Source organism: Cognatishimia maritima (genome assembly GCF_900129685.1).
In the GTDB taxonomy this organism is placed as follows: domain Bacteria; phylum Pseudomonadota; class Alphaproteobacteria; order Rhodobacterales; family Rhodobacteraceae; genus Cognatishimia; species Cognatishimia maritima.
In genome coordinates, this window is sequence record NZ_FQWM01000003.1 from 29,687 (window position 1) to 54,910 (window position 25,224).

The window sequence follows — 25,224 nt, forward strand, 5'->3', positions numbered from 1 at the left end:
CAGGCTATTCTCCGCCTTCGGGAAGTCTGATGCCGTCTTTGTCAAACAGATGCAGGCGGCGTTGATCAAAAGTAACGCGTCCAGCGTGATCACCAGGCTTAATGATCCTGCCTTCGGCTCGAATTTTGGTCAGCTGTTCACCCAGCTCAGCATTGATAATAGTATGACTTCCAAGAGGTTCGACCGAACTGATTGAAATCTCGTGACTGTCATCGCCCGCATCTTCGTGAATATCTTCTGGCCGTACCCCAAGAGTCCCTGGTTCACCCGGCCTCACCTTTCGAGCAAGCGGTATTGGTTTTGTAAGCTTGTCACACTCGAAATACCGACCGTCGGCCGAAAAGGTACCTGTAAAGAAGTTCATTGGCGGCGTTCCAATCACTTCGGCCACACGGATTGAATTTGGGTAATTGTAAACCACGTCAGGCTCGCCAGCCTGCGCAATTTGTCCATCAATCATAACGGCGACGCGATCCGAAATCGCCATCACTTCTTCTTCGTCATGTGAAACATAGACAAAGGTCTGGTTGTTGGTGCGCTGCAGGCGCTTGAGCTCGACGCGCATGTTTTCGCGCAGACGGGCATCAAGGGCAGAAATTGGTTCGTCGAGCAGGATTGCGCGACTATCGTCTGCCAAGGCGCGACCAAGGGCGATACGCTGTCTTTCTCCGCCTGACATCTGAGACGGGTTTTTGTGAAGGATGTGACTGACGTGAAGAACCTCCGAAACAGAGTCCAAACGGTTCGTGATCTCCTCTTCCGGCGCACCTCTTTCAGCCAATGGGAAGATGATGTTCTCACGCCCTGTCATGTGTGGAAACAGCGCCAGATTTTGAAAAACCATGGAAATACCGCGTTGGGACACTTCAAGGTTTTTGCAATCCACTCCACTGAGAATGACCTGCCCTTCATCCTGAGAAAGCAGCCCAAGAATAAGCTTCAGGATCGAGGTCTTCCCAGAAGACGGTGGCCCAAAAATCCCAAAAAACTCCCCCTGCTCTATCGACAAATCAATCGGGCCAAGAGTGAAGCCAGGGTATTTCTTGGTTGCTTTTCTAAGTTCAATAGCAGTCATGCTGCGCCCCCAGTTAGCCTGTCGCCAGAATCAAGATCAAAGGCCATACATTTGTCCGCTGTCAGAAAGAATTCGACTTCATCGCCAATCGACAATGCGTCTCGCTCGTCTTCAGCGACGATTTGAGTTCGGTGTACCTGAAGGTGAACAAGCCGTTTCGGGCCCACACGCTCCAATTCCTCGACATATCCGTGTAGCTGAATATCGTCCGAAGCGCGCTTCTCGCCAAAGTAGATGTCTTGTGGGCGGATACCGATTGAACCGCCTTTAGAAGACTTAAGTTTGGCAAAATCAGAACTGATCTTGCCTTGTAGGGCCACTTCTGCCCCACCTTGGGTAATAAGTTTTGTTGACCCATTAGCTCCTTTGATTTGCCCATCAAGTAGGTTGATTTTTGGACTACCCACAAAGTTGGCAACAAAGCGATTACAGGGATTATTGTAGACTTCGAGGGGTGAACCATACTGCATCAGTTTTCCCTGATCGATAATCGCAATCTTATCTGCGAGGCTCATCGCCTCAATCTGGTCATGCGTTACATATATCATCGTCTGGCCGAATTCGCGTTGGAGTACCTTCAGTTCCGATCTCATATACGCGCGGAACCCTGCATCGAGATTTGACAAAGGTTCATCCAGAAGGAAAATCCGCGGTTCAGCAATCGCAGATCGCCCAATCGCCAGTTTCTGCATCTCGTTCACAGAAAGACTTGCGGCTGGCGCATCCAGACAATGGGTCAGGTTCATCCTCTTCGCCATCGCCGCTACACGGCTGGTGATTTGATCCTTTGGCACATTGTTGACTTCAAGACCGTAAGACAGGTTCTTGTAAACGGTCATGTGCGTGAAGATCGCATAGTTCTGAAACACGAACCCGATGTTGCGCTGTTGAATAGGCGTATGCGACAGGTCCTGCCCATTGAAAAGGATTTCGCCTTCGGTGGCTTCCTCCAAACCGGCGATCATATTCATTGTTGTTGTCTTTCCACAGCCTGATGGGCCAAGAAGAGCGACAAATTCCCCGTCTTCGATATCTATCGACAGATCGCTTACTGCGGTAAATTCACCGAAACGTTTGGTTACGTTGTTAATTTGAATTGATGACATCCGCTTATCCCTTATTCTTTGCAACGCGACTGAGCCCGAATGCAGCGATAAGGCTGAGTACGATCAAGACAGCCAGTCCGACGGCGCCTACGTAAGCCCAATCCAGATCAGCGAAAGTCTTCTTGTAGAGGAACAGCGAAATTGTCTCTGTGGCTACGCCGGGTCCACCACTCGTCATGATGAAGATCAGATCGAATATCTTGAAACATTCAACCAACCTTAAAACGATAGCAATTGCGATAACAGACTTCATGCGCGGCAAAATAATTTTGTAAAAGTTCTGCCAGTTGCTTCCTCCCAAGAGCCGGGCCGCCAAGAGCTGATCCGATGGCACACCCAACATGCCCGCCAGCAAGATAAGGAACATAAGGGGCGTCCACTGCCAAGTGTCAGCGATAATCACCGAAATTAATGCGCGATTGGGATCAGTGAGCCACGAAAAGCTGGCAGGGAGACCGAGGGAGTCATTAACGGGTCCTGTGCCTTGGAACAGCAGGAAGAACATCAAACCAACGACCGCTGGCACAACCATCATCGGGGTCAAGACAATAGAGTAGAAAACTTTCCGCCCGGGAAACTTGTCTATGAACAGGTAGGCCAAACCCAGGCCAAGGAAAAATTGCGCTGGCACAGCGACCAGCATGATCATTGCAGTCCTCCATAAAGCTGCCCAAAAGGCCGGATCATATGCCAGAATGAGATAGTTCTCACCCCAGTTGAAACTTTCATAGGCCTGATACCACGGCACACCGTCCAGTGGTGTCCACCAAGTGAAGCTAAGATATAGCTGCATCAGAAGCGGAAAGATAACGATGAAGATAAGCAGAGCCACAGTTGGCGCTACGAACCACTTCCCGAGCTTCCGACCATCACGGCCGACCCTCGACCAATAACCACGTTTTTCACCTACGTTGGACGCCAACGATGCTGATGTATTGCTTGACAACTCTGTCATTGTTTCAGTGCTCCAAACGTAAGCCCACGGACTAGGTGCTTCTGAATGAGCAGCCCTAGGAAGATTGGGGGGATTGCTGCAATGAAACCTAAAGCGGCCTTCATTCCATACATCTCGCCAAGCGCGGTGTTGAGTGTGTTCATGTAAACTGGCAACGTTACCCATTCCTTCTGTGTAAGAAGCAATGCCAAAAGGTAATCAGACCAGTTCAATATGAAGACAAACAATACACATGTTGCCAAACCAGGTTTTACAATCGGCAAGGTAATCCGATAGAAAACTCGCCAATACGAACTTCCAGCAACTCGTGCTGCTTCTTCGATCTCAATTGGGACTTCGTCGAAGAAAGTCTTCATGAGCCAGAAGGCAAATGGCAAAGTGACGATACCATAAATCAGTGACAATCCCCACCAGGTATCGACACCACCAATAAATGCCCACATCACCATAACCGGAATCATGACTGCAAGCGGTGGAAACAGTCGAAGCTGCAAGACAGATAATGCCAGCGACGGCAGAATGTTAAAGCGAACCACGGCGTAGGATGAAAGTGTGCCTGCTACCACAGCTATTATGGTACCACATGTCGATGTCACAAGGCTGGCCCATAGCGGACCTCCTATCGTGCGGTCCAAAGTGACTACCAGACCTTCAGTCTGGCCATAGAAAAGGTATTCAAAATTACCCAAGGTTGCATTTTGTGGAAGCCATGTAAGGCCACTGCCGGTTGTCCATTCGTCAAATGGTTTGAACGCCATGGTTATCATCCAAAAAAGAGGATACATCACAACGGCACATGCCAGCAGTAACAATGCGTATTTCACAGCTAGAGAGCGAAAAGAACGTTTGATGGTTACACTCCTCGTTTTGTGGGTCTTAACAATGGACCCTTCATCAGGCCGGAGCAGGGCCACCAAATAGGCGGCCCTGCCGATTAATCAGATCGGGTCGACAATTGTAGGCCATGTTTTTCGGCTGGCCTGGATCGCTTCGACAATGCCTTTTCGCTTTTGTCGACGAATGATCTGTTCCCATTTCCCCTGAGCAGCATCCATTGCTTGCTTTGCAGTTTTCTGACCAGTCAATGCAGCCTGAATTTCTTCGTCCAGCGCATTGTCCAATGCTGTTTGGCCCCCAAAATTGATACCTGGAACGGACCGCGCAACGGTGTAAGGAATGGTCTCCATGGCATATTGTTGGTAGTTGGATGCAACCAATGGCTCATCGAAATTGGCTTGCTGCATTGGATCCAAATATCCGGTCGGGCTTGCCATGATGAGTGAAAAAGTCCTCGTAGAGCTTAGCCACTGAAGGAAGAGGTATGCGGCTTCAGCATTCTGTGAAGTTGAAGACACCCATCCGCTAATACTGTAGTGTAAGATCGAACGGCGGTTGATGTGGTCACCGTGCTTCCGACCAATCGGGTTGTGTGTCGCCATCAAGCCAGACGCGTTGGACTTTTTCGACCCGTCTGCTTTGTTGCCGTCGCCGAATTTTGCAATTGCAGTGTAAGTACAGATACTTGGTACTTGGAGATTCCATAATGATGACCAGCCTTCAACAAAAGTAAAGCTGAGCGCATCTGGCGGTGACCACTCCAAAGAACGCACGTGTTCTTCCGCACATTGGATCGCAAGATCTGTGTTGAGGTTTGGCTCTCCATCTTCCGTGAAGAAATGATGATTCGGCGTATCCATCGAGGCAAGGCGCATATAGAAGGACGGAAGCCCCCAGAAGCGGCTCATCAAGATGCCGTTGCCATACATGGTTCCGTTGCCGAAGTCCTTACCCGTGAAGAACTTGGCGATTTCGTCGTGTTCTTTCCAGGTGTTGGGCGCAACCAATTCTCGTCCGACTTCACTTGCAAAAGCGTCCTGGACTTCAGGCTTGTCGTAAATACCCTTCAGATAATACCAGGTGAGGAAATCCCCATCCAAGGCAATAGGATAGAACTTGTCGTTATACGTATAGAGCAGCTTCACGAGTTCCTGCGTTGGCAAGCCACGCTCAGGGTCACCCCAGTCGGGCTGATACTTTTCAACAAACTCGGAAACATCATAGGCACCACCTGACGCAACCAAATCGCCTGTCGAATTCCAAGGCCCTGTGTAGATATCAAAAGATCCACCCGTCGTTGTGACGTCTTGAATAACTTTCTTGAAGATATCAGCCACCGGAGCGCCGACCATTTCAATCTCGACACCAGTTTCGCGGGTCCAAACATCTATCGGGGCAGTTGCGCCGTCGCGGAACGGCTGCTTGAGCTGATCAATTGTCCCTTCGGGCAACAGGATTCGGATCTTCTGCGGAGCATTGCCCGCTGCTTGCAGCGCTTTGATGCCTTCGATCGCCCGGCCTTCGGACATCTCGCCATTGTATTGGAACCGCTCGGCTCCTTCAAAACCAGTTGGCCCTCCGGTCATGCCGGCGGCAAGGCCATCTGCAAAAACTGGCGTAGCAATGAAGTTGCCAAGGCCACCCAGACCAGTTGCAGCAACAGCAGCAGTTGATGTCTGCAAAAATGCCCTTCTGGTGGGCTCTTGTTGTGATGTTTTGTCAGTCATTTTTTGTCTAGCTCCCTATTATACAGGCAATCATGTCGCTCTGCGTTCTCTTGTCCCGCAATGATCCGCCTCGAAATACGTTCGGTATTTATCTACGCGTCTCGGCGCGGACTATACGGCTGCAATCACTGAAATTTGCTTTCCAATTCTCCCCCTAAGCCGTTCTACTTGTGGAAAAGCTTGAGGCCTCTGCATCTTGCGAAACGTCGAGCATTGATTGAACTCTGGTAAATTTTTCACGCGGTTTTCCGCGGCGAGCGCCTTCTTCGCGCTCCAGTGTGTCAATCCTTTCCCAACGGGAAAAATCAACGTAGTCCGTTGGAAGCTCCGACAATGATTTGATTAGCGCGTCACGGCGGCCGAGCTCCTCATCCTTGCGAGTCTCTGCTCTCAAGTCGTCCAAAACAGCAGATACTGTGTCGACGCTACAGGCGCGATTGGTCCCAATAACGCCACTCGGGCCGCGCTTTATCCAACCGACCACGTACAATCCCGGAACAATCTCATCGCTCTCATCTCTCACACGACCGTCAAGATGCGGGATCGTTGCAGAAGATTGATCAAACGGGACACCTGGGATTTTTGAGCCACGGTACCCAACACTCGACACTACCAGACCGGCCGGAATTGAAACTTCCTTTCCAGTAGGTTCGGCCTTTTGCACAAACGCGGGCCCCGAAAGTCGGGTTTCTTCAAAAAGGACTTCTTCGACGCGTTCTGTTCCCGCGATCTTTTTCGGAGACAGATTGAACCTGAAATGAACCCTTTTGGGCTTGCTAGACTCAGAACCCTCGACATCGAAATCGTTTAGGATGCTTAGGTTTTTCTTCCGAACAAAATTTGCAGGTGCGCCAAGCTCTTCTGTCGATGCATCATTGAGTTCCAGTTCGTCTGGAATAACGATAGGCTGTGCAACGTCAAGTTGACCAAATTCCCGGAGCTCTTTTAGTGTAAACTTGGCTTGTACAGGACCACGCCGCCCCACTAGATAGATGTCTTTGACTTTGCTTTTAGCCAAGACTTGCAAGGCATGATCGCAGATATCACTCTCGCTAAGCTCTTCCACGCTCTTTGCAAGTATCCTGCACACATCAAGTGCCACATTTCCATTGCCAATAATGACTGCCGTAGGATTTGAAAGATCTACTTCAAGATCTTGGAAATCAGGGTGACCGTTGTACCAGCCGACGAATTCTGGAGCCGAGAAGCTCCCAACCAGATCCTCTCCAACAATTCCAAGTTTCCGTCCGGAATTGGCACCCGTAGCAACGATAACCGCGTCATAGGTCGCTCTCAGCTGCGCAACATCAATATCTCTTCCTATTTCAACATTGCCGAAAAAAGAAAAGTTGGGGTCTTTCGCTATTTCTTCAAAAACAGAAATTACGGATTTCAGTTTCTGATGATCAGGAGCAACACCAAACCTTACCAAGCCAAATGGCACGGGCAGCCGCTCAAACATGTCGACACGGACACCCATCTCGGCCGCGAGTAACGCCTCCGCAGCAAAGAATCCCGAAGGGCCACTTCCGATTATCGCAACATTATATGACATGAGTCCTCCCCGCGTGCTGTTGTTAATGCGTTGCAAAAGAGTTGGACTTCCCAGCCCATCCCTTTAGCCTGTTGGCACCTCTTGCAAGCATTCCAGTTCACAATCAGCCTCCGCAGAATTGAACGTTATTAAAACCAAACGCCTATTGGTCGCGTTGAGCAACGTAGACCATCAAGGCCGACGACTTTGTTGAGAAGGTTACGTTTGTATCCTTACCGAACTTCATCACGTCGCCAGCCACGAAGTCAGTCGAGTTACCCTGATCGTCGGCAACCGTGATTTCTCCTTCGAGAACCACTTTGAATTCATCAAATGCGTAGCTGTACGGAAGCGCTTCACCTTTTGACATTCGGAACATACCGAGCGTGAGAGGATTCCCGCCGGAGTTAGCCGTAGCCACGTCTTTCCCCTGCGCGTTTTCGTTTGGGGCGGGCAGCGCCGGTATCTCACCAGTTGTCACGCCTGCAATCTTTTCCACTTTCATCGTACTATGTATCCCTACGTTATTACAAAGTTGGCTCTTCAAGGCTGGGACCCAAGGATCATCCGAAATGGAATATGGTCAGCAGCCTCACATTCGCAGCTTATAGAGAACATCCGAATCTTGGTCCTGAAAAGGTCCAAGATGCAGCATTTTTATGGTGCCAATGTTTTTGCCCACTGAGACCTGCTGCTCGGAGTATCCCTAAATTGTCCTGAGTCCGTGTCTTCTGTGCGTCGCTTCACACTCTGCTGAATCCATTAGAAAGAACGCGGATATCGAGGAGCCTTTGCCGTCTTTTCCGTATTTCAAACAATGCCCATATTTTGCCTTTAAGCAGTCCTGGATGCCTAAAATATATGCTTATTGGCGATCTACTTGATGGGTGCTCGAAGAAGCTGTTGCATCAATAATAGGTCAGTGTTCAACTTCATCGGAGAAGTCGCTTTTTTGACTTCGCAGCCAAGATTCTTCTCATGCGGCTGCGCCTCGCTAGGCCGCTCACTATTCTGGAGCCTGCCTTCGCGGCACCAGGGGATTTTTCCCATTCCGTATTTGGCTCCATGAAAATCTACGTTTTTGGCTCTTCTCAAAACCAGATTCCCTTGCCTAAATTTGCAGCAGACGGGTTGCCAAACCTGAAACAGCCTCGCCCAAGCTATGCGGTTGAGGCTGTGACGGGCTTGTTCGCGGCATACTGATACGTACGACGACGCATGCGATCTGAAGGCAAAACGTAGAAAACGACCAAATTACTTCGAAAAATTCCTGGAGGAGGAACTAAGATGAACATGATGGAGAAAGTTACTTCGGAGGTGCGCGGGTTTTTGGCATCTCCACTAAAACTGGCAATCGGCGGCAAACAGGTCGATGCGAAATCTAGCGGTACTTTCCGGACTTTTGACCCAGGCACGGGTGAGCCCATTGCAACACTTGCCGATGGCGGCGCTGAAGATATTGATATTGCCGTCAAGGCGGCCCGAGAGGCATTCAATAAGTCGGGCTGGGCAACCATGCCGTCAAAAGACCGTGCGAAGATTATCAACAAGTTGGCGGATCTAATTGAGCGTGACACAGCCATTCTTGGTGAACTCGAATCCAAGGATGTAGGCAAGCCGAGAGAACAGGCCCTCGCCTTTGACATTCCTCATACTGTCGGCACCTTCCGCTACTATGCTGATCTGAGTGCAGAAATTGAACCTCGCGTGCCATTTAACGTCGAGGGCAGCGACGCTTGGTCGGTACGCCTCCCCTATGGTGTCTGTGGATTCATCTTCCCATGGAACTTCCCGTTCTTGCTGTTGGGTTGGGGCGTCGCGCCTGCACTTGCAGCTGGCAATACTGTTGTCATCAAACCCGCAGAAGAAACGCCTCTGACGGCACTATACTTCGCGAAATTGGCAGCTGAAGCTGGTGTCCCTGACGGCGTAGTGAACGTGGTCACCGGCGGCGGTGCGACAGCGGGTGCAGCTCTTGCTAAGCACCCAGACATCAACCGCATGTCATTCACTGGTTCACCAGAGGTAGGTAAAATGGTTGCAGAGGCCTGTGCCAGCAATCTCACACCGGCCAAGCTGGAACTTGGTGGCAAAGGTGCCGCAGTAGTCTTTGATGACGTCGACGTAGATCAGGCTGCAAAAGGTTTGGTTGGCGCCATTACTCTGAATGCGGGTCAGGTATGCTGCACTGCTTCTCGCTGGCTTGTTCATGAAAACATTGCTGAAGAGTTCATCAATAAAGCTGTTGCAGAAATGAAAGGGATGAAGATCGGCTATGGTGGCGAAGAAGCTTCCCAAATCGGCCCTGTCGTCAGCGAAAAACAGCGAAGCCGGGTCCTCGGCTATCTTGAACGCGCAGCAAAAGAAGGTGCTGAAATCTACCTTGCTGGCGGTGAAGAGAAAGTTCCTGGTCACGACGGCTTCTACATCAAGCCGGCCCTCTTAGGTGGTTCACCCGAGAATATTGCTGCCCGTGAGGAAATCTTCGGACCGGTCGCATATATCATGACCTTCAAGGACGAAGACGAAGCTATTGAATTGGTTAACAGTAGCCCGTACGGACTTGCAAACAGCGTCTGGACGACTGATCTAGACCGCGCGAAGCGCGTGTCCGAGAAACTTGTCGCTGGTAACTCTTGGATCAACGGCCACAACCTCTTCAACCATGGCGTTTCTTACGGCGGTTGTAACCTCAGCGGATGTGGCGGCGGTGTGCTCGGCGCCGACACTCTTGAAGACTACTACCGTCGTCAATCAGTTGTTCGCCCTCTCTAGAGCCGCTCAAAAATAGGGACCCATCTAATACCATGGCCAGTAATAGCCTGCTGCTATTTAACTGGCCATGGCTCGTCAGGAAGATATGCTTTTTGGACCTGTCCCGTTTCTGTGCCGCTCCAAATGCTCGTTTAAGCCACTTTCCGTTCGAAAGCGACCGGGCTTTTCCAGCCCAGTGCTAAGTGCCTGCGGCGCGGATTTTAGAAGCCGTTGATGTACTGGAAGATGGCCAACTCAGATTCTCTACGCGTCTGCGATGACGGTCTCCAAATCAGCTCAGCTTTGATCGTTTTGAAGAACGTCTCGACGGCGGAGTTGTCATAGCAGTTGCCCTTGCCGCTCATCGACCCCTGGACTCCATGCTGACGCAGCAGCTTCTGGTCGTCGTGAGAGCAGTATTGGCTGGCTGCCACGGTCGGTGTGGTGGATGCAGCCCTTGGGAGGCTGACGGAGTGCCACGGCCATTTTCAAAGCCCTTATCGCAAGATTACGTTTCATCCGATTGCTGACTGCCCAGCCAATCACCCGCCGTGAATGCAAATCCAAAATCACCGCGAGGTACAGCCATCCTTCTCGGGTCCACACATAGCTGATGTCGCCCGCCCATTTCTGGTTCTGGCGGTCGGCGCGGAAGTCTCGGTTCAACAGGTTAGGTGCGATGTTGAAAGCATGGTTGCTATCGGTCGTCACCTTGTATCTCCTCGACCTTTCAACGCGAATGCCATTCTCACGCATCAGTCGACCGACACGGCGATGGCCAATGTTCAGGCCCATCTCCTTCAACTCTTCGGTCATCCGTGGCCGACCATAGCTGCCCAGGCTGAGACGGGATTGCTCCTTGATATGCGCCAGAACGATCATTTCGGTCCGCTGCCTTTGACTGGCTGGACGGTGACGATAGGCACGCAGGCGACGTTCGCTGACATCCAGAACCTTGCAAAGGCGGTTGGTCGGGAATTCGCGGCCATGCTCTTCAATGAACCGGAACCTCATGGCTTTTGGCTCGCGAAGAAGGCCGCGGCCTTTTTTAGAATATCCCTCTTGCTGCGGGAAAACAGTCCCCCAGACTGTTTCCTGATCCTTGCAAGTCCTTCAGGATACGGTTCTCGCGCCGAAGCCGTTCAGTTTCGCGGGCGAGGTCCAAGTCTTTGTCGGACACAACATCAGTGTCGCGGTGCGCCGTAATCCATTTGTTTAGCGTCGATAGGCCGACGCCCAAATCCGATGCCACCTGCTTCCTTGTCAGCCCACTGGCCAGCGCGATACGCACCGCATCAGCCCGGAATTCGTCCGTCCGTTTCAGTCCCATAGTTCATCTCCTTTGCTGCAATAAATGCTATCAAAGGAGCAGCATCAAACAGCGACAGGTCCATTTGTTAGATCCAAATTGAACGGCAATACTAATTTATTGTGACAGATTTCGCTCTTGCTTTTGAAGTAGCAAACTGAGCCGCTCCCCTTGTTCGGACCACCCGGCTAGAGATTTTCCAGGGGTTGGGGCTCAGGGTGCTTGTTGCGTTTCTGAGCCATTCATCAGCGAGATCGGCGGGTTGTTTCCGATTGCGCTGTGAGGACGCACTTAGTAGTAGTCCCTACGCCACTCCTCCATTTTTGACCGGGCGTGGTCAAGGCTCATGAATCAGTGCGGGTTCAGACATTCTGCTCGGAACTTGCCGTTGAAGCTTTCGATGAAGGCGTTATCTGTCGGTTTGCCTGGCCGAGAGAAGTCCAGAACGACGCCACGCTGGTAGGCCCAAAGATCCAGGTCACGCGAGACGAACTCCGATCCCTGATCGACACGAATGGACTTGGGATCCGACCTTGCCGCATATTCGCTCAAGCATCTGGACAACATCTTCGCCTCGGTAGCTGAACCTCGGATCAGTCGCAGGCGAGAACCGCGAGAAGGTGTCCACGATGGTCAGCACGCGGATTTTGCGGCCTGTGACCAGTTGATCGTGCACAAAGTCCATTGCCCAAGTCTCATTGCTTTGAGTTGCTTCCACACGATCCTCCCGGAGCTTGGCTTTGACCCGGCGTTTCGGCGTTTTGTTCCGCAGTTGCCGGCCCATTTCGTTGTAGAGACGTAGACACGCTTGGCATTCACCAGCCACCCTTCGCGCCCCAACAGGACGTGGGTGCGCCTGTAGCCATAGCGCACAAACGTCTCTGAAATCTCTTTGATACGGTTTTTGAGTTCGGCCTGCTCGTCGCCGTGTGCCTTGTAATGGTAGGTCGAGCGATGTGCCCGCAACACGCCACAGGCACGCCGGATGCTGACGCCCCAAACGGCGCGGAGATCATCGACCAGTTCTCGGCGACGGGCAGGACTCAGAGCTTTCGTTTGATAACGTCCTGCAACACTGCCTTATCCAAAGAAAGGTCAGCCACCAGACGCTTCAACCCCGGGTTCTCCTCATCCAACATCTTGAGACGTTTCATCTCAGAAGACATCAGCCCGCCATACTACTTGCGCCAGTTATAAAACGTGGCTTCCGCAATCCCGGTCTTGCGGCAAACCTCAGCAATGCTCGTGCCCTCCTCGACTTGCTTCAACACAAACGCGATTTGCGCTTCCGTAAACTTGCTCTTCTTCATGGAACTCTCCTTCTCCCACTCTCGGGATCATAATTGAAAAATTCCAGCTCAGAACGGTCCAGATTGCGGGCAGCAGGTCATAGCAGCGGGCATTTAATCAGCGTTAAAGGAATACGGTCAGTGATCTATGCCGGTTTCGCGATCAGTGGATGCTTAGCTTGATAAAACAAGTTCTCGAAACCGAAACTGAATTCGGCTACGTTTAGCAACAAATAGGCACCGCTGTGATGTTCATAGCCCGAAGCTCTGTAGAAACTGCTCGCATTCGGCGCCGATAGCAAAATACACGGAAAGACCTAGCGCTAAGGGCGGCGGCTTTGCACGGTCCGTGTGGAGAATGCCAGATCGGCAGTTCAACAGACCGTCCGATCTTTTCGGGATTTGGGTGCCGCGCTCCTGGAAGCCAAAGAGGACGGCACATCTTTGGAAAAGCCGTCGAAGGCAGTCTGAGCTGGGAGCATCTGCCTGATCTGGCCGCCATTGCCGCGAGATTGTCTGATACGTTGTCGTCAGATCCGATTGCGCACGTCTTTCAGGGGCACAATAGATTCAGGCGCTCTATCCGGCGAATGCTGTGCCTTCTGAATGTAGAAGGTGCCAATATAGCCTTGCCTCTCATAGAGGCGACGGCGTTGATCCAGAGCGGTACGAGGCATGACCAACCAAGGGATTTCCTACGTCGGACATCCACACGGCATCGGCATTTGGACAATCAAGAAACCGGAGGCAGGCGTCTTTGGGAAGTGGCAGCGTGTTTTCATCTGCGGGACGCTTTTCGGTCGGGCGATATGTGGCTGAAGCAATTCAGGCGCTTTGGGTATCTAAATCGGGTGTTGGTCGTCCAGGCGGCGAGGCGGCGGAGAATGTTCAGCTGTCCGTGCCGCTTGATCCGGATACATGGCTGGCAGATCGGCACGCTCAGATGGTGATCGGGCTGCAATAACCGTCGAAGGCTGCGAAAATGGCGGTATTCCGGGCGGCGCTATCAAGGATGGCGTTCTCAGCTTGAGCTGCTTGCCAATGAGAACACCTTCCGACGCAGCCGATCCCTTGTTCAAACTTCACAAACGTATTCCAGATACGCGGAGCTACAAAGAGTGACGCGCGCCGCCACGCTGATTAACTAAAATACATCGACTCAACGATTTCTGACTATGAAGGAATTTTGCGTGCGCGGCATCACCGCTCATGAGACAACTTCGGCCGATTTGAAACTTCGCCATCCTCCGAATTCAGTAATATCTTTTGCACCTTTGATCGCTTGATATTCCGCAATAAATCCGTTCCTAAATACGCCGGTCGATAGTTTGACGCTACCTAGGCCTAAAGGCGGATCAATTGTTGTGAGAAAATCGCCGATATTTACCTTTGGTATGCGCCAGATTTCACAGTCGATACCTGGACCGTCAAAGCCGGGCTCATACACCAAAGCAGGGCGTTTTTCATCCGACAATACATAGAAACGGTATTCGCGGGCTGTCTTTTCTGCACTTACAAAGACAGCGCCACGCGAAGTCAGGCCCTTGTTCAGAGACATACCTTCAAGGTGAGCGCCAACCACAACGATGTCCAAGAAACTTTCCGGGCATTGGGGAATGCACTGCGAGGTATCAATCTTGATTTTATCGCGCCCTGATACAGGCGACAAATACGCATGAAATTCGGCCCCGATACGAGCCAGGTCGCAATCTGTGAAGGCTGGGGCAACAAGGGTGACCCCAGAGGGCAGTTTGTCGGCGCGGAAGCCAGCAGGAATTGCCAAAGCTGCCAAGTCTAGAAGGTTTACGAAATTGGTGTAATATCCAAGCTGTGAATTGCGCTTGATCGGCTCTTCTTCTAATTCTGCAACCGAAAAAAAAGTAGGTGTTGTGGGCAGAAGCATGACATCAAAATTATCCCAGACACTTGCAAGCTTCTGCTTGGCAGCAGCGGCTTTGTAAATTGCGTCAAAGGCGTCCACTGCGCTATACTGTAAGCCGCCGCCGACGATTTTCAGCGTAGTCGGATGCAACTCGTCCTCGGCTCCATTAAGCCAAGGTTGCAAGGCATGTGTGCGCTCGGAGACCCACGCGGTTTCATATAGTAGACGCGCAGTTTGCGCAAAGGGATCGAAATTGAAAGGCACAATATCATGCCCCTGCGTGCGTAAGGCTTCGCAAGCCCGGTCAAATTCCCGCTCTGCCTCCTTGTCGCCGAAGAACTCGATGCTCGAAGAATTTGGAATGCCGATGCGCAGCTTTCCCAGGGGCAGAGCCACTTGATGCGCTGAGCGAGAATATGGATCTTCAGGATCCACGCCTTGGCTAATCTGGCGCACAAGATCACCATCCGTCACCGATAGAGCGAACACAGACACACAATCTTGGCTCCGATTGGCGGGAAAGACGCCAGTAGCGGATAAGATCCCTTTTGTTGGCTTCACGCCCACCACATTGTTGAAGCCTGCTGGCACACGACCGGAACCAGCTGTATCGGTGCCAAAAGCGAAAGACACAAGGTGCGCCCCCACCGCGACCCCGGAACCGGAGCTTGAGCCACCAGATACCATGTGATCGTCAAACACGCAACGCGGTGCCCCGTAAGGAGAGCGCACCCCAACGAGACCTGTAGCGAATTGATCGAGATTGGTTTTCCCGATCAGCACTGCGCCTTCGTCCAGGGCGCGCTGAACGACGGGAGCATTGCGTTGAGCTATAGGTTGCGGTGTGGCGAGACCCTTGGTCGTCGGCAATCCCGCTGCCTCGATATTGTCTTTCACTGCAAAGGGGACACCATATAACCGGCCTCGCTTTTCTGGAGGAAGGGCGTCGAGTTCCGCGGCTCTCTTTAGAACATCATTATGGGCGACACGTGAAATGAATACAGCTTTGTCGGCATAGCTATCAACATTCGCTAATACCTTGGTCAACAAAGAAACAACGGTTTCTTCGCCAGATGCATAAAGCGCATTTATCCGGGAAATCTGCAAATCCATCAGGCGTCCTCCGGAGTCCAGATCAAAACCTCGACCGGTGTAGGGTTGAACCCGTTGCAGGGGTTATTGATTTGCGGGCAGTTCGATATCAGGCAAATTAAATCCATCTCGGCGCGCAGTTCAACATAGTTACCGGGTGCTGAGAGGCCATCAACAATGGCAAGAGCGCCGTTTTCATCTATCGGCACATTCATGAAGAAATTGATATTGGAAACGATGTCTCGCTTCTCCATACCCCATTTGGCCGCTTCGATCACAAAGTTATCACGGCAAGCGTGCAAATGGCGAACCTCGTGCCCAAAGCGGACCGTGTTCGCCTCGCATGAGCAGGCCCCAGCGGATGTGTCGTGATGGCCAACGCTATCATCCAACACAGTCAGCATCACGTTGCCCTCGTTAGACATGAGTCTGGACCCAGTAGTGACATAGGGCGACATTTGTGCCCTTACTGTGTCTTGGGCCGAATAGCGCTCAGCTGTGTCTTCGGCATTGTAAAAGAGAGTGTCGACCGCCTGCTGGCCGTGAAGGTCCACAATGCGAATCCTCTGCGCCTTTTTGATGACACCGGACCAACCGACATTTGCAGGGATGTGGTACGTGAAGGCAGATTTGGGTTTAGTTTGATCAAGCATTGTATGGTCCTCAAGATTTGCGTTTGCGCTGGCCGAAGAGTGCGTCAGTATTTTCAAAAGCGCGAATGGCTTCGGGCGTTCCCGTCCGTGTTAAGTCGGTTTCAGAGCATGCGGCGGGTGCAAAGTGGGTAACTGTCAAGCCTCCAGCTTCTTGATCGGGGCTCAGCGGATGGGGACAATTGGTGAGCACGACGAATAGATCCATCTCGGCCCTGAGGTCGAGTGTGAACGGGCCCTGTTTTGATGGGGCATTCCAAAAAATCCTACCGTCTTTATCAACGCTAACCGGCGAGAAGAAATTGATCACGGGGCCGACATCTCGCTTGTCCAGTCCGTTCTTTAGGCAGGCGCGGCGGAAATGCGACTGGCTGTCAGCCCACTCCTCAGGTGTGTCCCGGTCGGGTGAAGACGCTCCAGCAAGGCAATCGGATTTGCCGAACGTATCTGTGGTGATAGAGGCCATTGCGCGCCCCATGTCCGACAAAAGTGCACGACCGACAGTAATGTCACTCGTCCATTGCACTTTGATTGTGTCGCCAGGGTTGAAGCGCTCGGACCGGTCATTCTGATTCCAGAAATTTGTAGCAATGCCTGTGGCCTTGTCTGCGACCAATCGCAGTCCGTCGCCGCGCCGAAGATGGCCTGACCAATATCCCCTCGAGGGCACTTGATCCTGAAACAGGTAATTCGCCTCCGGGATCTCCGGTAGAGGTTTTAGGCGCTCCACCTTTTGAAGTTCAGGGAATGTGCTTTTACCTTCACTGCCTTCAGCCTTCAGTCGGTAATAGCGCTGTTCAGGCGTTTCATTTTGTGAGATGTTGGGTGATAGCATATCTGCATCTCCTGGGTCGTTTTCTAAATATAGGTGGTAGAGATAAAACATCGGTCACTTCTCTTTAGAGAGCTAAAGGGTCTGAAAGAACCGCCGCACTCTTTCGTTTTGGCTTTGTCGCATCATCGTATTGGGGTCAGCTTGAGCAATAATTTTGCCCTGGTCCATGAAGACGAGCTGGTCACAGACCCGTCCTAGAAAATCCATCTCATGGGACACAACAACAAGCGTCAGGCCTGTTTTCTTGAGTTCCATAAAGAGCTGGGAAACCTCATTGACAAGTTCTGGGTCTAACGCCGAAGTCGGCTCGTCAAACAACAAGACCTGAGGTTTCAACGCCAAGGCGCGCGCAATCGCAACCCGCTGTTTCTGACCACCGGACAGGTTGTTGGGAAAAACCTTACCAAGATGGGACACTTTGAGTCGGTGCATCAGGTTTTGCGCAGCTTGCGCCGCTTTTTCCGGTGCGATCCCGAGCGAAATTTCCTGGGCGAGCTCAATATTCCTCTTAACGCTAAGGTGCGGCCACAGTTGAAAGTCCTGAAAGACCATGCCGATACTTAGACGCGCCTTTAACCGTGCGGCTTTGTCAGGGCGAAATACGAGTCCGTCTTTTGTTCGTCCCTTTCCAATTGGCAGGCCGTTAAGCAGCATAAAGCCGTCATCTAATGGGTCCAGCATTGCCATAGCCCTGAGTAAGGAGCTTTTGCCGCTGCCCGAGGGGCCAATCACGCCCAAGCATTCACCGCGCTCAATATCAAGGTAGACATCATCGAGAATGCGAAGGTTTCCAGCCCTTCTCAATAAGTTCTCGGCCGCAAAAATGATATCACGAGGTTGATTGCTCATGGTTTGGCCTCCAACTCAAGGAATTTCAAACCTAATTTGCTCCGCCGAACGTTGCCGCCTTGTTTTTTACCAAGACGGCGATCAGCCCAACGACCCAAACTCGCGGCGGTGAATGTGATGCCCCAGTAAAACAGTGCGATGGTGGCGAAGACTTCGAAAGGCGCGAAGGTTCTACCCTGAACAACCAGCCCCTGATAGGTAAGTTCACCTACGGTAATTGCGCTGATAACCGAGCTTTCCTTAATCGTCATGATCGTGATATTGACAGTTGCCGGGATGGATGGCGGGATCATCTGCGGTATAATGATGTGAATAAGTGTCTGAAATCGGCTAATGCCGACGACCTGACCGCTTTCCCATTGTTTAGTCGGAATTGCATCAAGCGCACCGCGGAACATCTCAGCAAAATAGGCGCCAGCAAAGAGCGAGAGTGCAAAGATGCCGCTCACCATCGGTGACGGTTGCAGCCCTGCTGACAACAGTCCGAAATGTAAAACGAAAACGATCACGATGAACGGCACGCCGCGGAGCAAAACGAGCATTGTGCCGGCGGCCCATCGCACAGGCGGGGAAGGAAATTTGACCATCGAGGCGAACAAGATTCCCGCCGCAAAACCAAAGGCGACGGAAATGGTGCAGACAAAAACAGTGATCCCAAGCCCCTGTACAAAGAGGAGCCAATTTCCAAGAATAACGTTCGAATCAAGATTCATGACGCCCTCCGATCAACGCAAGTCGGGATTCAAGCAATTTTCCGATCACAACGATCACCAGGTAAATTGCGGCGAAAGCGGCCCCGACTGCGAGATAGGGCTCGAACGGACTAAACTCACTAGCACCTATCTGCTGCGCGACGCGCAGACCTTCTACAACAGTAATTACTGAAAGAAGCGCGGTGGCCTTCAGAACCATACTGCTCTCGCTCACGAGCATGGGAATGCAGACGCGCAGCAATTGAGGAAAGATCACTAAGCGCCAGATGTGAAATGGTTTAAGCCCAAGTGTCGCCGCCGCTTCGATTTGCCCGTCCTCAAGGTTGCGCAAACCGCCTCTAAAGATTTCCGTAATGAACACTGACGAATTTACAGTTAACGCTAGAATGCCGGCGCTGATTGCCGAAAGGTTCAAGCCCACCGCGGGAAGGGCATAATAGGCTAGAAAAATCTGTACTAGGATTGGTGTTCCCTGAATGAAGGATATGAATAAAGACACAATCTTGTTCACTAATTTGGCCTTGAACGTCCTAACAACCGTCAAAAGGGCGCCGGTGATTAGCGCGAAAAAGCAAATTACAACAGCCAGCCAAGCGTTGGTTAGCACTGCCACCAAAACCTGGGGCAGTGCCATTACAAATATCTCTGACTCGAAGCGCATCGGTTTTAGAACGCCCCTTCTGGCAGATAGCCTTCGGTCGGGATGTCCATTTCAAAGCCGAACCACTTCTTCTGAAACTCTCCCATACGACCGTCGTCGCGCATCTCTTTGAGCTTGGCTGAAAGATAGTCGCGGAGATCGAGATCTGCAGGGCGCGTCACCCAAGCCAGATAAGTGTACTCAACCCCGGTGGTCACTGGCTGTCCAAGTTCAAAGAGATTCGGCCGGTCACGCACCAGCACTGCCAAGGAAGGCAGTGCCTGGATGACAGCGTCTACTTCGCCGGATGCAAGCCCGACATAGGCATCAGGGAACGTGGGGTAAAGCTTCAACTCGGCGTAGCCTTGGCTTTTGGCGGACAGGCGTTCGTCCAGAGCCCGCGCGATCGGTTCGGCAAACGAGGCAAGTTGCGTTCCCACCTTCAGACCTGCAAGATCGTCTTCCGAGGACAGTGTTTCACCCTTACGCGTCACGAAATAGGGCTGACCATCAGCAATAGGCATCGTAAAGGCGTATTTTTTGGCGCGCTCCTCGTTGATTGCGACGGTTGTAGCGACAAAGTCAAACTTTCCTGCAATCAAGCCCGGCAGGACCCCAGGCCAAGGCAGGTCAAGCTGTTCCAGTTCTACATCCAATTCAGTCACGATTTCAGTTAGAAGATCTTTTCCATACCCTACGATTTTGCCGTCCTCGACAAATTCGAAGGGTGGAAATGCCGCTTCAGTCGCGACTGTTACGCTCCCACTCGACTTGATGCTTTCAAAAGTGGATTCGGCCTGGACCGGCAGAGCTAAGCTTGCCGCGAGCAATGATGTGGAAATGATCGATTTCATCGAATAGTCCTCTGTTGAGTAAACTAGGGTGGTCTGATCGTTAACCGTCCGGTATGATGTGAAAAGTGCAAGTAACTGCACGCTTACTTGCATCTCACACAACTTAATGAGGCGATATGAGACTGAATCGGCTGCAGATACATTCGCAAGACCTTGAGCTAATTCGTGTTTTCACCGAAGTGACAAGAGCTGGAGGCATCAGTGCCGCCGAGGCTAGGCTGAAACTAGACCGCTCCACTATTAGTCGTCATGTTAAGTCACTGGAGACTCGCTTAGGCGGTACACTATGTCATCGCGGAAGGACCGGCTTTGCACTGACCGAACTGGGCCGCAATGTCTTCTATGCAGGAATCAAATTGGAAGATTCGATGGAAGAAGTGCGTTGCCGTTTGACCAGCGCGCGCTCCAAGTTCCGTGGTACCCTGCGGATTGGAGTGTCGGATCACTGCCTGACAAACCCAGCAGCACGTCTTATCGAAAGCATTGCCAAATTTCAAGAAGCAGCTCCGGATGTTTCTCTTCAAATCGAAACTGCCCCGCCAAGCAGTCTACTGGGCAAGGTCGCAGATCGCGACTTGCACGCGTGTGTTGTCGGATTGCCGATCGAAGAAGCCAAGTTTGAAACAATGCCATTATTTAGTGAGTATTTCGTATTGTGCGGCGCGAAATCGGCACTGGCTGATATCACCAGCCCCGAGGATCTGGGGCAAATTGGTTTTGGGCTTGCCGTACGTTCCGAAGAGAGGGCGTTTGAAGCGTCAGTGCTTGAGAAGCTGCCGATTCGCAGCCCTATTGCACGGGCGAGGGGACTGGATTCGCTCGCGCTTCTGCTTGCGGCCGGACGGCATGTGGGATTGCTGCCAATGCACACATTACCACATATTTCGGGTCCAGATCATGAACTTGCACTGGTGCCTCGCTCGGAGCGCCTGACAGCAGAGCGGAAATTTGTGTTCGCACGACTTCGATCGCGCGCACCTTCTAGATCGTTAGAGTTCCTAATGAAATGCATGAAAGAAGAGCATGCAATTGATCAGCATCAACTGGGAGATCAAATTTGATTGTTGGCGCATGATCGACGACCGATGCATCTGGATGATGCTTTCCGGGGCTGGCGGACTATCGCCCGGACCTGAAGATGGTCAACCCCAATGCGGCAGCGATCGATTTCGGTTCGAGCATACATTTGTAGACTGTTAACCCCAGCGAGAGGCCTTTCCGGTGTGCGCCTTCGCGACGTTCGCACAAAATCTCGCTGCCTGTTTCGGGCCGAGCAACGCCAGCAGCGTAGCTATGAAAGAAACCGGTGTTTGCTGGATACGAACCTTCGAGATCCTAAAACGCATCGCATTGAGATTATCCTCGTGCTACCCGCTACGCACAGAATGTGCAGGGGTGATCAGCCCCATTTAAATGGCCAACATTGAGTGTTAATGCATAATTTGCCTGTGATCCATCGGGACGATGGTTTCAGGCGCTGGCGGCCGATTGCCCAGTGCGCTGTGTGGGCGTTTTGTGTTATAATGTCTCCTTCATTGTTCGATCAAGATTTGTGCTTCGCGCAAGCTTTAGAACATCTCCTCGTTGAGCAGCTCATCCCTGAACCGGCGATTGAAGCTTTCACAATATCCGTTCTCCCAAGGGCTCCCCGGTTCGATGTAAGCTGTCTTGGCGCCAATGGCGGCTAACCAATCTCGGGCAGCCTCGGCGACAAATTCCGGCCCTAGCACCTTGGGAAGAAGCGTTTGTTTATGGTTATGGCCACCCGCAGCCCCCAAATAGCGCAGCGGGTGGCCATAACTGGGTCTCAGGTCTCAACATTGGTTTTGCACAAACCACACTGATGAGGAGACTGGCTATGACTACCACCTATTCTACCGCTTCGACCGTGCTGGTCGCTATCGACATTTCTAAACATCGCCATGAGACGCTGATCGGCATCCCTGGGAAAATGCGTCACCGACGTTTGACAATCATGAACATGCTGGAAGACTTCCAGCGCCTGTCTGACATCCTCGCCAGCTACGACCTGACGGTTCGGATCGCGTTCGAGGCGACTGGCAACTATCATAGAACGCTGGCGCAGCATCTCCGATCTGTCTGATCGCATCACGACGGGACATGCCTTGATCCATCAGAACTTCAACCTACCGTAACTTCCATACAATCTCTTCAGGCTTCGGTCTCTTGCTTGCCATTCTTGGTCATCCGTTTCCTAAACACAACGGTGGACCAATTCAGTTGGGGAGGCTCAGATTCTGATTACCTTACAATCGACGGTCGGCAATTGCACATCCTGCTGACGATTCAGAAAGCCGGGTCGCTTAGCGGCGCGCTTGCTGGACATGAACCAATCGACCGTCAGCGATTGGCTGGAGCAGCTGCGTGCGCGCACCGGCGATCTGCTGTTCGTGCGATCTGGAAACGGTTTGACACCGACCAAACGCGCCAACGCGCTGTTCCCCGGCGCCGAGGCCGCCCCGCGCCATGTCGACGCGATATTCGCGGCGCCCGACCGCACCATCGACATGGTGCGTCCGGGCTCGGCGTTCGAGATCATGCAGGGCCTGTAACAGGGGACATTGGATATCGGGTTCCTGCCTCTCGTCGACGATGCGGACGATGGCATCATGCAGCCCAAACTGACATCCTCTACCGATATCATCCACTCCGACCCCAGGCATCCGCTTGAGAAAGGCGATCTCGACGCCCTTCGCGCCCGGCCCCAAGTGCGAGGCAAAGCAGTGCCATCGCCTGCGGCTCGGGGTAGAGGCTTTCAACGCGCATGCCTTCGTCAAGGATAATCCGGTGTTTTGCAAAGAGCAGCGCGTTATACCCGACATGGCGCTGACCCTTGCGCACACGGGCGGCGCCAACAGCGGCAAGGCTCTCTGCATGGCCCATGGCCTCGCGGTACCGTCAAGGATCAGGGCGCGGGCTGGGGCGACATTATCAGTTTGCGCCCTGGCTGCCCGGGTCCCAAGGCGCCGGCCGTGATTTCAACGGGTTTCTGGCTGTCGGACGCTCCGTTGGTAAAATCAAGTTACCTGGCGAAGTGGTGCAGGAGCGGTTGTGGACCTAGAGCAAGTTCCTTGCCAGCTAACTAAACCGAAAATGTGAATTATGTTCGAGCGTCAATCGGGAAGAAGGAGGCTTTTGTCCCTCCTCCTGTCCACAAATACGCCAATCACGCCACATCCAGATGCGCCTCGATGAACCAGAGCGACTGGTCAAGAAACCGAGAGGTGGCGGTCAGCAGGTCCGCAGTGTTGGCGTCTCCCGCCTCGTCGGTTATGTCGATACCTTCACGTACAGTATTGCCCAAGGCGGCAAATCGATCGGCAAGGGCAGCCAGGTGATCGACCCCGCGGGTTGCGCCCAGTGGATATTCCTGCAGCCCCGAGTTGCCCGCCACAGCCTCGGCCCGCCCATCGGGCGCACCCCCGAGTGTCGCGATCCGCTCGGCCATTTCGTCGATTTCCGCGTCGAGCGGCGCGACGAAGCTGTCGAAAAGTTCATGGAGTTGCTGAAAATGCGGTCCGCGCACTGTCCAATGCGCCTGTTTGGCCGCAAGCCGCAGTGACAAGGCGTCGGCCAGGGCGGTTTGCAAGGTGGCGATGCTGGTTTTGCGGGCATTGTCGGAAAGGCCCAGTCGTGTCTGTCTCATAATCTTTCTCCTTTGATGTCGTTCAGGCACCAGGGCCGCAGTCGATGCAGCGCGGCGGGGGCATGGCGCCCATTTGCAGGTTGGCGTTGAGGATCCGCAGCGCAGTGCGCAGCCCTTCCTCGATGACGGGGTGGTAAAACGGGCGCTCAAGCATCTCGTCCACGGTCAGGCGCGATTGCAGCGACCAAGCCAGCAGATGGGCCAGATGCTCTGCACGCGGTCCGATCATCTCGGCCCCGAGGAAACGGCCGGTGTTGTATTCGCCGTAGACCCGAAGAAGGCCCTTGTTGACGCCCATCACCCGCGCACGACCCTGATCGGCCCAGTCGAGCGACCCGACGGCGAAATCCGCTCCGCGTTCGGTCAGCGCCCGGTGCGTCTCGCCCACCATCATGATCTGCGGATCGCTGAACATGACCGAGATCGGCGCGCTTTTGGTGAAGCGGCGAATGTCCGGCCAATGCGCGGCGTTGTAGCCCGCGGTTGCCCCTTCGTCGGCGGCCTCGTGCAGAAGCGGGATGATGTTGTTGGCGTCACCCGCGATGAAAATCGGGGCATCGCCGCATTGCCCGGTGTAAAGGTCGAACACGGGCACGCCCCGCGCATCCAGCTTAAGCGAGGTGTTCTCCAGCCCCAGCTTGTCGACATTGGGCCGCCGGCCCGTGGCGATCAGGGCATATTCGTACTCCAGCGTCTCGCCGTTCAGGTCGACGGCGACGCCCGTGTCAGTGCGGCGGTGGCCGGTCACGTCGGCATGGGAGTGGAAGTCGAATTCAGCCGTGAAGATGCGGTTCGCCTGGGCCAAAACCTCGGGGTCGCTCAGTGGGCCCACGAGGTTGTCGCGGCCAAAGAGGCTGACCCGTACGCCGAGCCGGTGCAGCGCCTGCCCCAGTTCTAGCCCGATAACGCCCGCGCCAAATACGGCGACGGAACTGGGCAAGGTATCCCAGGAGAACACATCGTCGTTCACGATCAGCCTGTCACCGAAATTCTCGAAGAATGGCAGAATGTTGGGCCGCGACCCGGTGGCGATGATGATCGTCTCGGCCTCGACCCTGCGCCCGTCGCTGAGCGCTAGCGTGGTGTCGGACAGGAAACTGGCACGGGAGCGGATCCGGTGCTGTTCCGGCCAGCCTTCAACCGTCTCTTCGACAAAGCCGACGAAGCGGTCCCGCTCGCTGCGCACCCGAGCCATGACGGCGGCGCCATCGATCTGCGGTGCGGCATAAGTCACGCCCATCGGCGCGGTGTGGTTGCCTGCATAGGCCGCCTCGGCAGCGGCGATCAGGAGCTTCGATGGCATGCAGCCGACCCGGGCGCAGGTGGTGCCGTAGGGTCCATCCTCGATCAGTAGTACGTCGTCCGTCGTCTTGGTAATTTCACGGTAGGCACGCATTCCCGCGCTGCCCGCACCGATGACGGCGACTTTGGTTTTGAGTGTGGCCATGGTCGATCC

At 53.1% G+C, this 25,224-nt stretch carries 22 protein-coding genes and 4 pseudogenes; 5 read left to right on the forward strand and 21 right to left on the reverse strand.

The window, feature by feature from the left end:
• Positions 1 to 4: 4 nt before the first annotated feature.
• The 7 genes from BUA39_RS08660 to BUA39_RS08690 all read right to left on the reverse strand — a co-directional run bounded on the left by BUA39_RS08660 (position 5) and on the right by BUA39_RS08690 (position 7,739).
• Positions 5 to 1,075, reverse strand: coding sequence for an ABC transporter ATP-binding protein (locus tag BUA39_RS08660; RefSeq protein WP_072792832.1), 1,071 nt, complete (start codon positions 1,073 to 1,075; stop codon positions 5 to 7).
• Positions 1,072 to 2,181, reverse strand: a complete 1,110-nt coding sequence (locus BUA39_RS08665; protein ID WP_072792833.1) for an ABC transporter ATP-binding protein — start codon at positions 2,179 to 2,181, stop codon at positions 1,072 to 1,074. Before BUA39_RS08665 ends, BUA39_RS08660 begins: the two co-directional genes overlap by 4 nt.
• A 4-nt stretch (positions 2,182 to 2,185) precedes the next feature.
• Complete coding sequence (locus BUA39_RS08670) at positions 2,186 to 3,136, reverse strand: carbohydrate ABC transporter permease (protein WP_072792834.1); 951 nt, start codon at positions 3,134 to 3,136, stop codon at positions 2,186 to 2,188.
• Positions 3,133 to 3,894, reverse strand: coding sequence for a carbohydrate ABC transporter permease (locus BUA39_RS08675; RefSeq protein WP_242648565.1), 762 nt, complete (start codon positions 3,892 to 3,894; stop codon positions 3,133 to 3,135). The genes BUA39_RS08670 and BUA39_RS08675 overlap by 4 nt, the downstream gene beginning before the upstream one ends.
• 180 nt (positions 3,895 to 4,074) lie before the next feature.
• Complete coding sequence (locus tag BUA39_RS08680; RefSeq protein ID WP_072792835.1) at positions 4,075 to 5,700, reverse strand: extracellular solute-binding protein; 1,626 nt, start codon at positions 5,698 to 5,700, stop codon at positions 4,075 to 4,077.
• A gap of 154 nt (positions 5,701 to 5,854) precedes the next feature.
• Entirely contained in the window at positions 5,855 to 7,255 is a 1,401-nt protein-coding gene (locus BUA39_RS08685) for an FAD-dependent oxidoreductase (protein WP_072792836.1), read from the reverse strand.
• A gap of 142 nt (positions 7,256 to 7,397) precedes the next feature.
• Positions 7,398 to 7,739: a cupin domain-containing protein gene (locus tag BUA39_RS08690; RefSeq protein ID WP_072792837.1), complete on the reverse strand. Its 342-nt coding sequence runs from the start codon at positions 7,737 to 7,739 to the stop codon at positions 7,398 to 7,400.
• 782 nt (positions 7,740 to 8,521) lie between these two features.
• Between BUA39_RS08690 and BUA39_RS08695 the strand changes: the two genes are divergently transcribed.
• Positions 8,522 to 10,009, forward strand: coding sequence for an aldehyde dehydrogenase family protein (locus BUA39_RS08695; RefSeq protein WP_072792838.1), 1,488 nt, complete (start codon positions 8,522 to 8,524; stop codon positions 10,007 to 10,009).
• Positions 10,010 to 10,140: 131 nt separating this feature from the next.
• Here the strand turns inward: BUA39_RS08695 and BUA39_RS08700 are convergent.
• From BUA39_RS08700 to BUA39_RS16800, 3 genes and pseudogenes are all read right to left on the reverse strand, one after another.
• Positions 10,141 to 11,318, reverse strand: a pseudogene (locus BUA39_RS08700) (IS3 family transposase).
• 192 nt (positions 11,319 to 11,510) lie between these two features.
• Positions 11,511 to 12,607: pseudogene (locus tag BUA39_RS16975) on the reverse strand (IS3 family transposase).
• A gap of 509 nt (positions 12,608 to 13,116) precedes the next feature.
• Positions 13,117 to 13,263, reverse strand: coding sequence for a hypothetical protein (locus tag BUA39_RS16800; RefSeq protein ID WP_165610505.1), 147 nt, complete (start codon positions 13,261 to 13,263; stop codon positions 13,117 to 13,119).
• A gap of 134 nt (positions 13,264 to 13,397) precedes the next feature.
• Here BUA39_RS16800 and BUA39_RS16805 point away from each other — a divergent pair, with 134 nt between their 5' ends.
• Positions 13,398 to 13,550 carry a hypothetical protein gene (locus BUA39_RS16805; RefSeq protein ID WP_165610506.1) on the forward strand — a complete coding sequence of 51 codons (153 nt, stop codon included), beginning with the start codon at positions 13,398 to 13,400 and terminating at the stop codon, positions 13,548 to 13,550.
• Positions 13,551 to 13,793: 243 nt separating this feature from the next.
• Here the strand turns inward: BUA39_RS16805 and atzF are convergent, their stop codons facing one another.
• From atzF to BUA39_RS08755, 7 genes are read right to left on the reverse strand one after another with little or no spacing between them, the layout of a single operon-like run.
• Positions 13,794 to 15,581, reverse strand: coding sequence for an allophanate hydrolase (atzF, locus tag BUA39_RS08725; RefSeq protein ID WP_084604843.1), 1,788 nt, complete (start codon positions 15,579 to 15,581; stop codon positions 13,794 to 13,796).
• Entirely contained in the window at positions 15,581 to 16,213 is a 633-nt protein-coding gene (locus BUA39_RS08730; protein ID WP_072792841.1) for an urea amidolyase associated protein UAAP2, read from the reverse strand. The genes atzF and BUA39_RS08730 overlap by 1 nt, the downstream gene beginning before the upstream one ends.
• A 10-nt stretch (positions 16,214 to 16,223) precedes the next feature.
• The gene (locus BUA39_RS08735; RefSeq protein ID WP_084604845.1) at positions 16,224 to 17,096 is read right to left on the reverse strand and encodes a DUF1989 domain-containing protein; all 873 of its coding nucleotides are present in this window, start codon (positions 17,094 to 17,096) and stop codon (positions 16,224 to 16,226) included.
• 21 nt (positions 17,097 to 17,117) lie between these two features.
• Entirely contained in the window at positions 17,118 to 17,894 is a 777-nt protein-coding gene (locus tag BUA39_RS08740; protein WP_072792843.1) for an amino acid ABC transporter ATP-binding protein, read from the reverse strand.
• Complete coding sequence (locus BUA39_RS08745) at positions 17,891 to 18,607, reverse strand: amino acid ABC transporter permease (protein ID WP_072792844.1); 717 nt, start codon at positions 18,605 to 18,607, stop codon at positions 17,891 to 17,893. The genes BUA39_RS08740 and BUA39_RS08745 overlap by 4 nt, the downstream gene beginning before the upstream one ends.
• Entirely contained in the window at positions 18,597 to 19,241 is a 645-nt protein-coding gene (locus BUA39_RS08750) for an amino acid ABC transporter permease (protein ID WP_165610507.1), read from the reverse strand. Before BUA39_RS08750 ends, BUA39_RS08745 begins: the two co-directional genes overlap by 11 nt.
• 32 nt (positions 19,242 to 19,273) lie before the next feature.
• Positions 19,274 to 20,101 (reverse strand): transporter substrate-binding domain-containing protein, encoded by an 828-nt coding sequence (locus tag BUA39_RS08755; RefSeq protein WP_072792846.1) that lies wholly within the window; start codon positions 20,099 to 20,101, stop codon positions 19,274 to 19,276.
• A 116-nt stretch (positions 20,102 to 20,217) separates the two neighbouring features.
• Between BUA39_RS08755 and BUA39_RS08760 the strand changes: the two genes are divergently transcribed.
• Positions 20,218 to 21,162 (forward strand): LysR family transcriptional regulator, encoded by a 945-nt coding sequence (locus tag BUA39_RS08760; RefSeq protein ID WP_072792847.1) that lies wholly within the window; start codon positions 20,218 to 20,220, stop codon positions 21,160 to 21,162.
• A gap of 369 nt (positions 21,163 to 21,531) precedes the next feature.
• Here the strand turns inward: BUA39_RS08760 and BUA39_RS16670 are convergent.
• Positions 21,532 to 21,825: pseudogene (locus BUA39_RS16670) on the reverse strand (integrase core domain-containing protein); the annotation flags it as partial.
• Between the two features lie 134 nt (positions 21,826 to 21,959).
• Between BUA39_RS16670 and BUA39_RS08770 the strand changes: the two are divergent.
• Positions 21,960 to 22,193 (forward strand): annotated as a pseudogene (locus BUA39_RS08770) (IS110 family transposase); the annotation flags it as partial.
• Between the two features lie 244 nt (positions 22,194 to 22,437).
• Complete coding sequence (locus BUA39_RS08775) at positions 22,438 to 22,674, forward strand: LysR family transcriptional regulator (RefSeq protein ID WP_131814589.1); 237 nt, start codon at positions 22,438 to 22,440, stop codon at positions 22,672 to 22,674.
• 88 nt (positions 22,675 to 22,762) lie between these two features.
• Here BUA39_RS08775 and BUA39_RS08780 read toward each other — a convergent pair whose 3' ends face one another.
• The 3 genes from BUA39_RS08780 to BUA39_RS08795 all read right to left on the reverse strand — a co-directional run bounded on the left by BUA39_RS08780 (position 22,763) and on the right by BUA39_RS08795 (position 25,215).
• Complete coding sequence (locus BUA39_RS08780; RefSeq protein WP_072792849.1) at positions 22,763 to 23,005, reverse strand: hypothetical protein; 243 nt, start codon at positions 23,003 to 23,005, stop codon at positions 22,763 to 22,765.
• A 283-nt stretch (positions 23,006 to 23,288) separates the two neighbouring features.
• Positions 23,289 to 23,768 (reverse strand): DNA starvation/stationary phase protection protein Dps, encoded by a 480-nt coding sequence (gene dps / locus BUA39_RS08790; RefSeq protein ID WP_072792851.1) that lies wholly within the window; start codon positions 23,766 to 23,768, stop codon positions 23,289 to 23,291.
• 22 nt (positions 23,769 to 23,790) lie between these two features.
• Complete coding sequence (locus BUA39_RS08795) at positions 23,791 to 25,215, reverse strand: dihydrolipoyl dehydrogenase (protein WP_072792852.1); 1,425 nt, start codon at positions 25,213 to 25,215, stop codon at positions 23,791 to 23,793.
• Between the last annotated feature and the right edge of the window lie 9 nt (positions 25,216 to 25,224).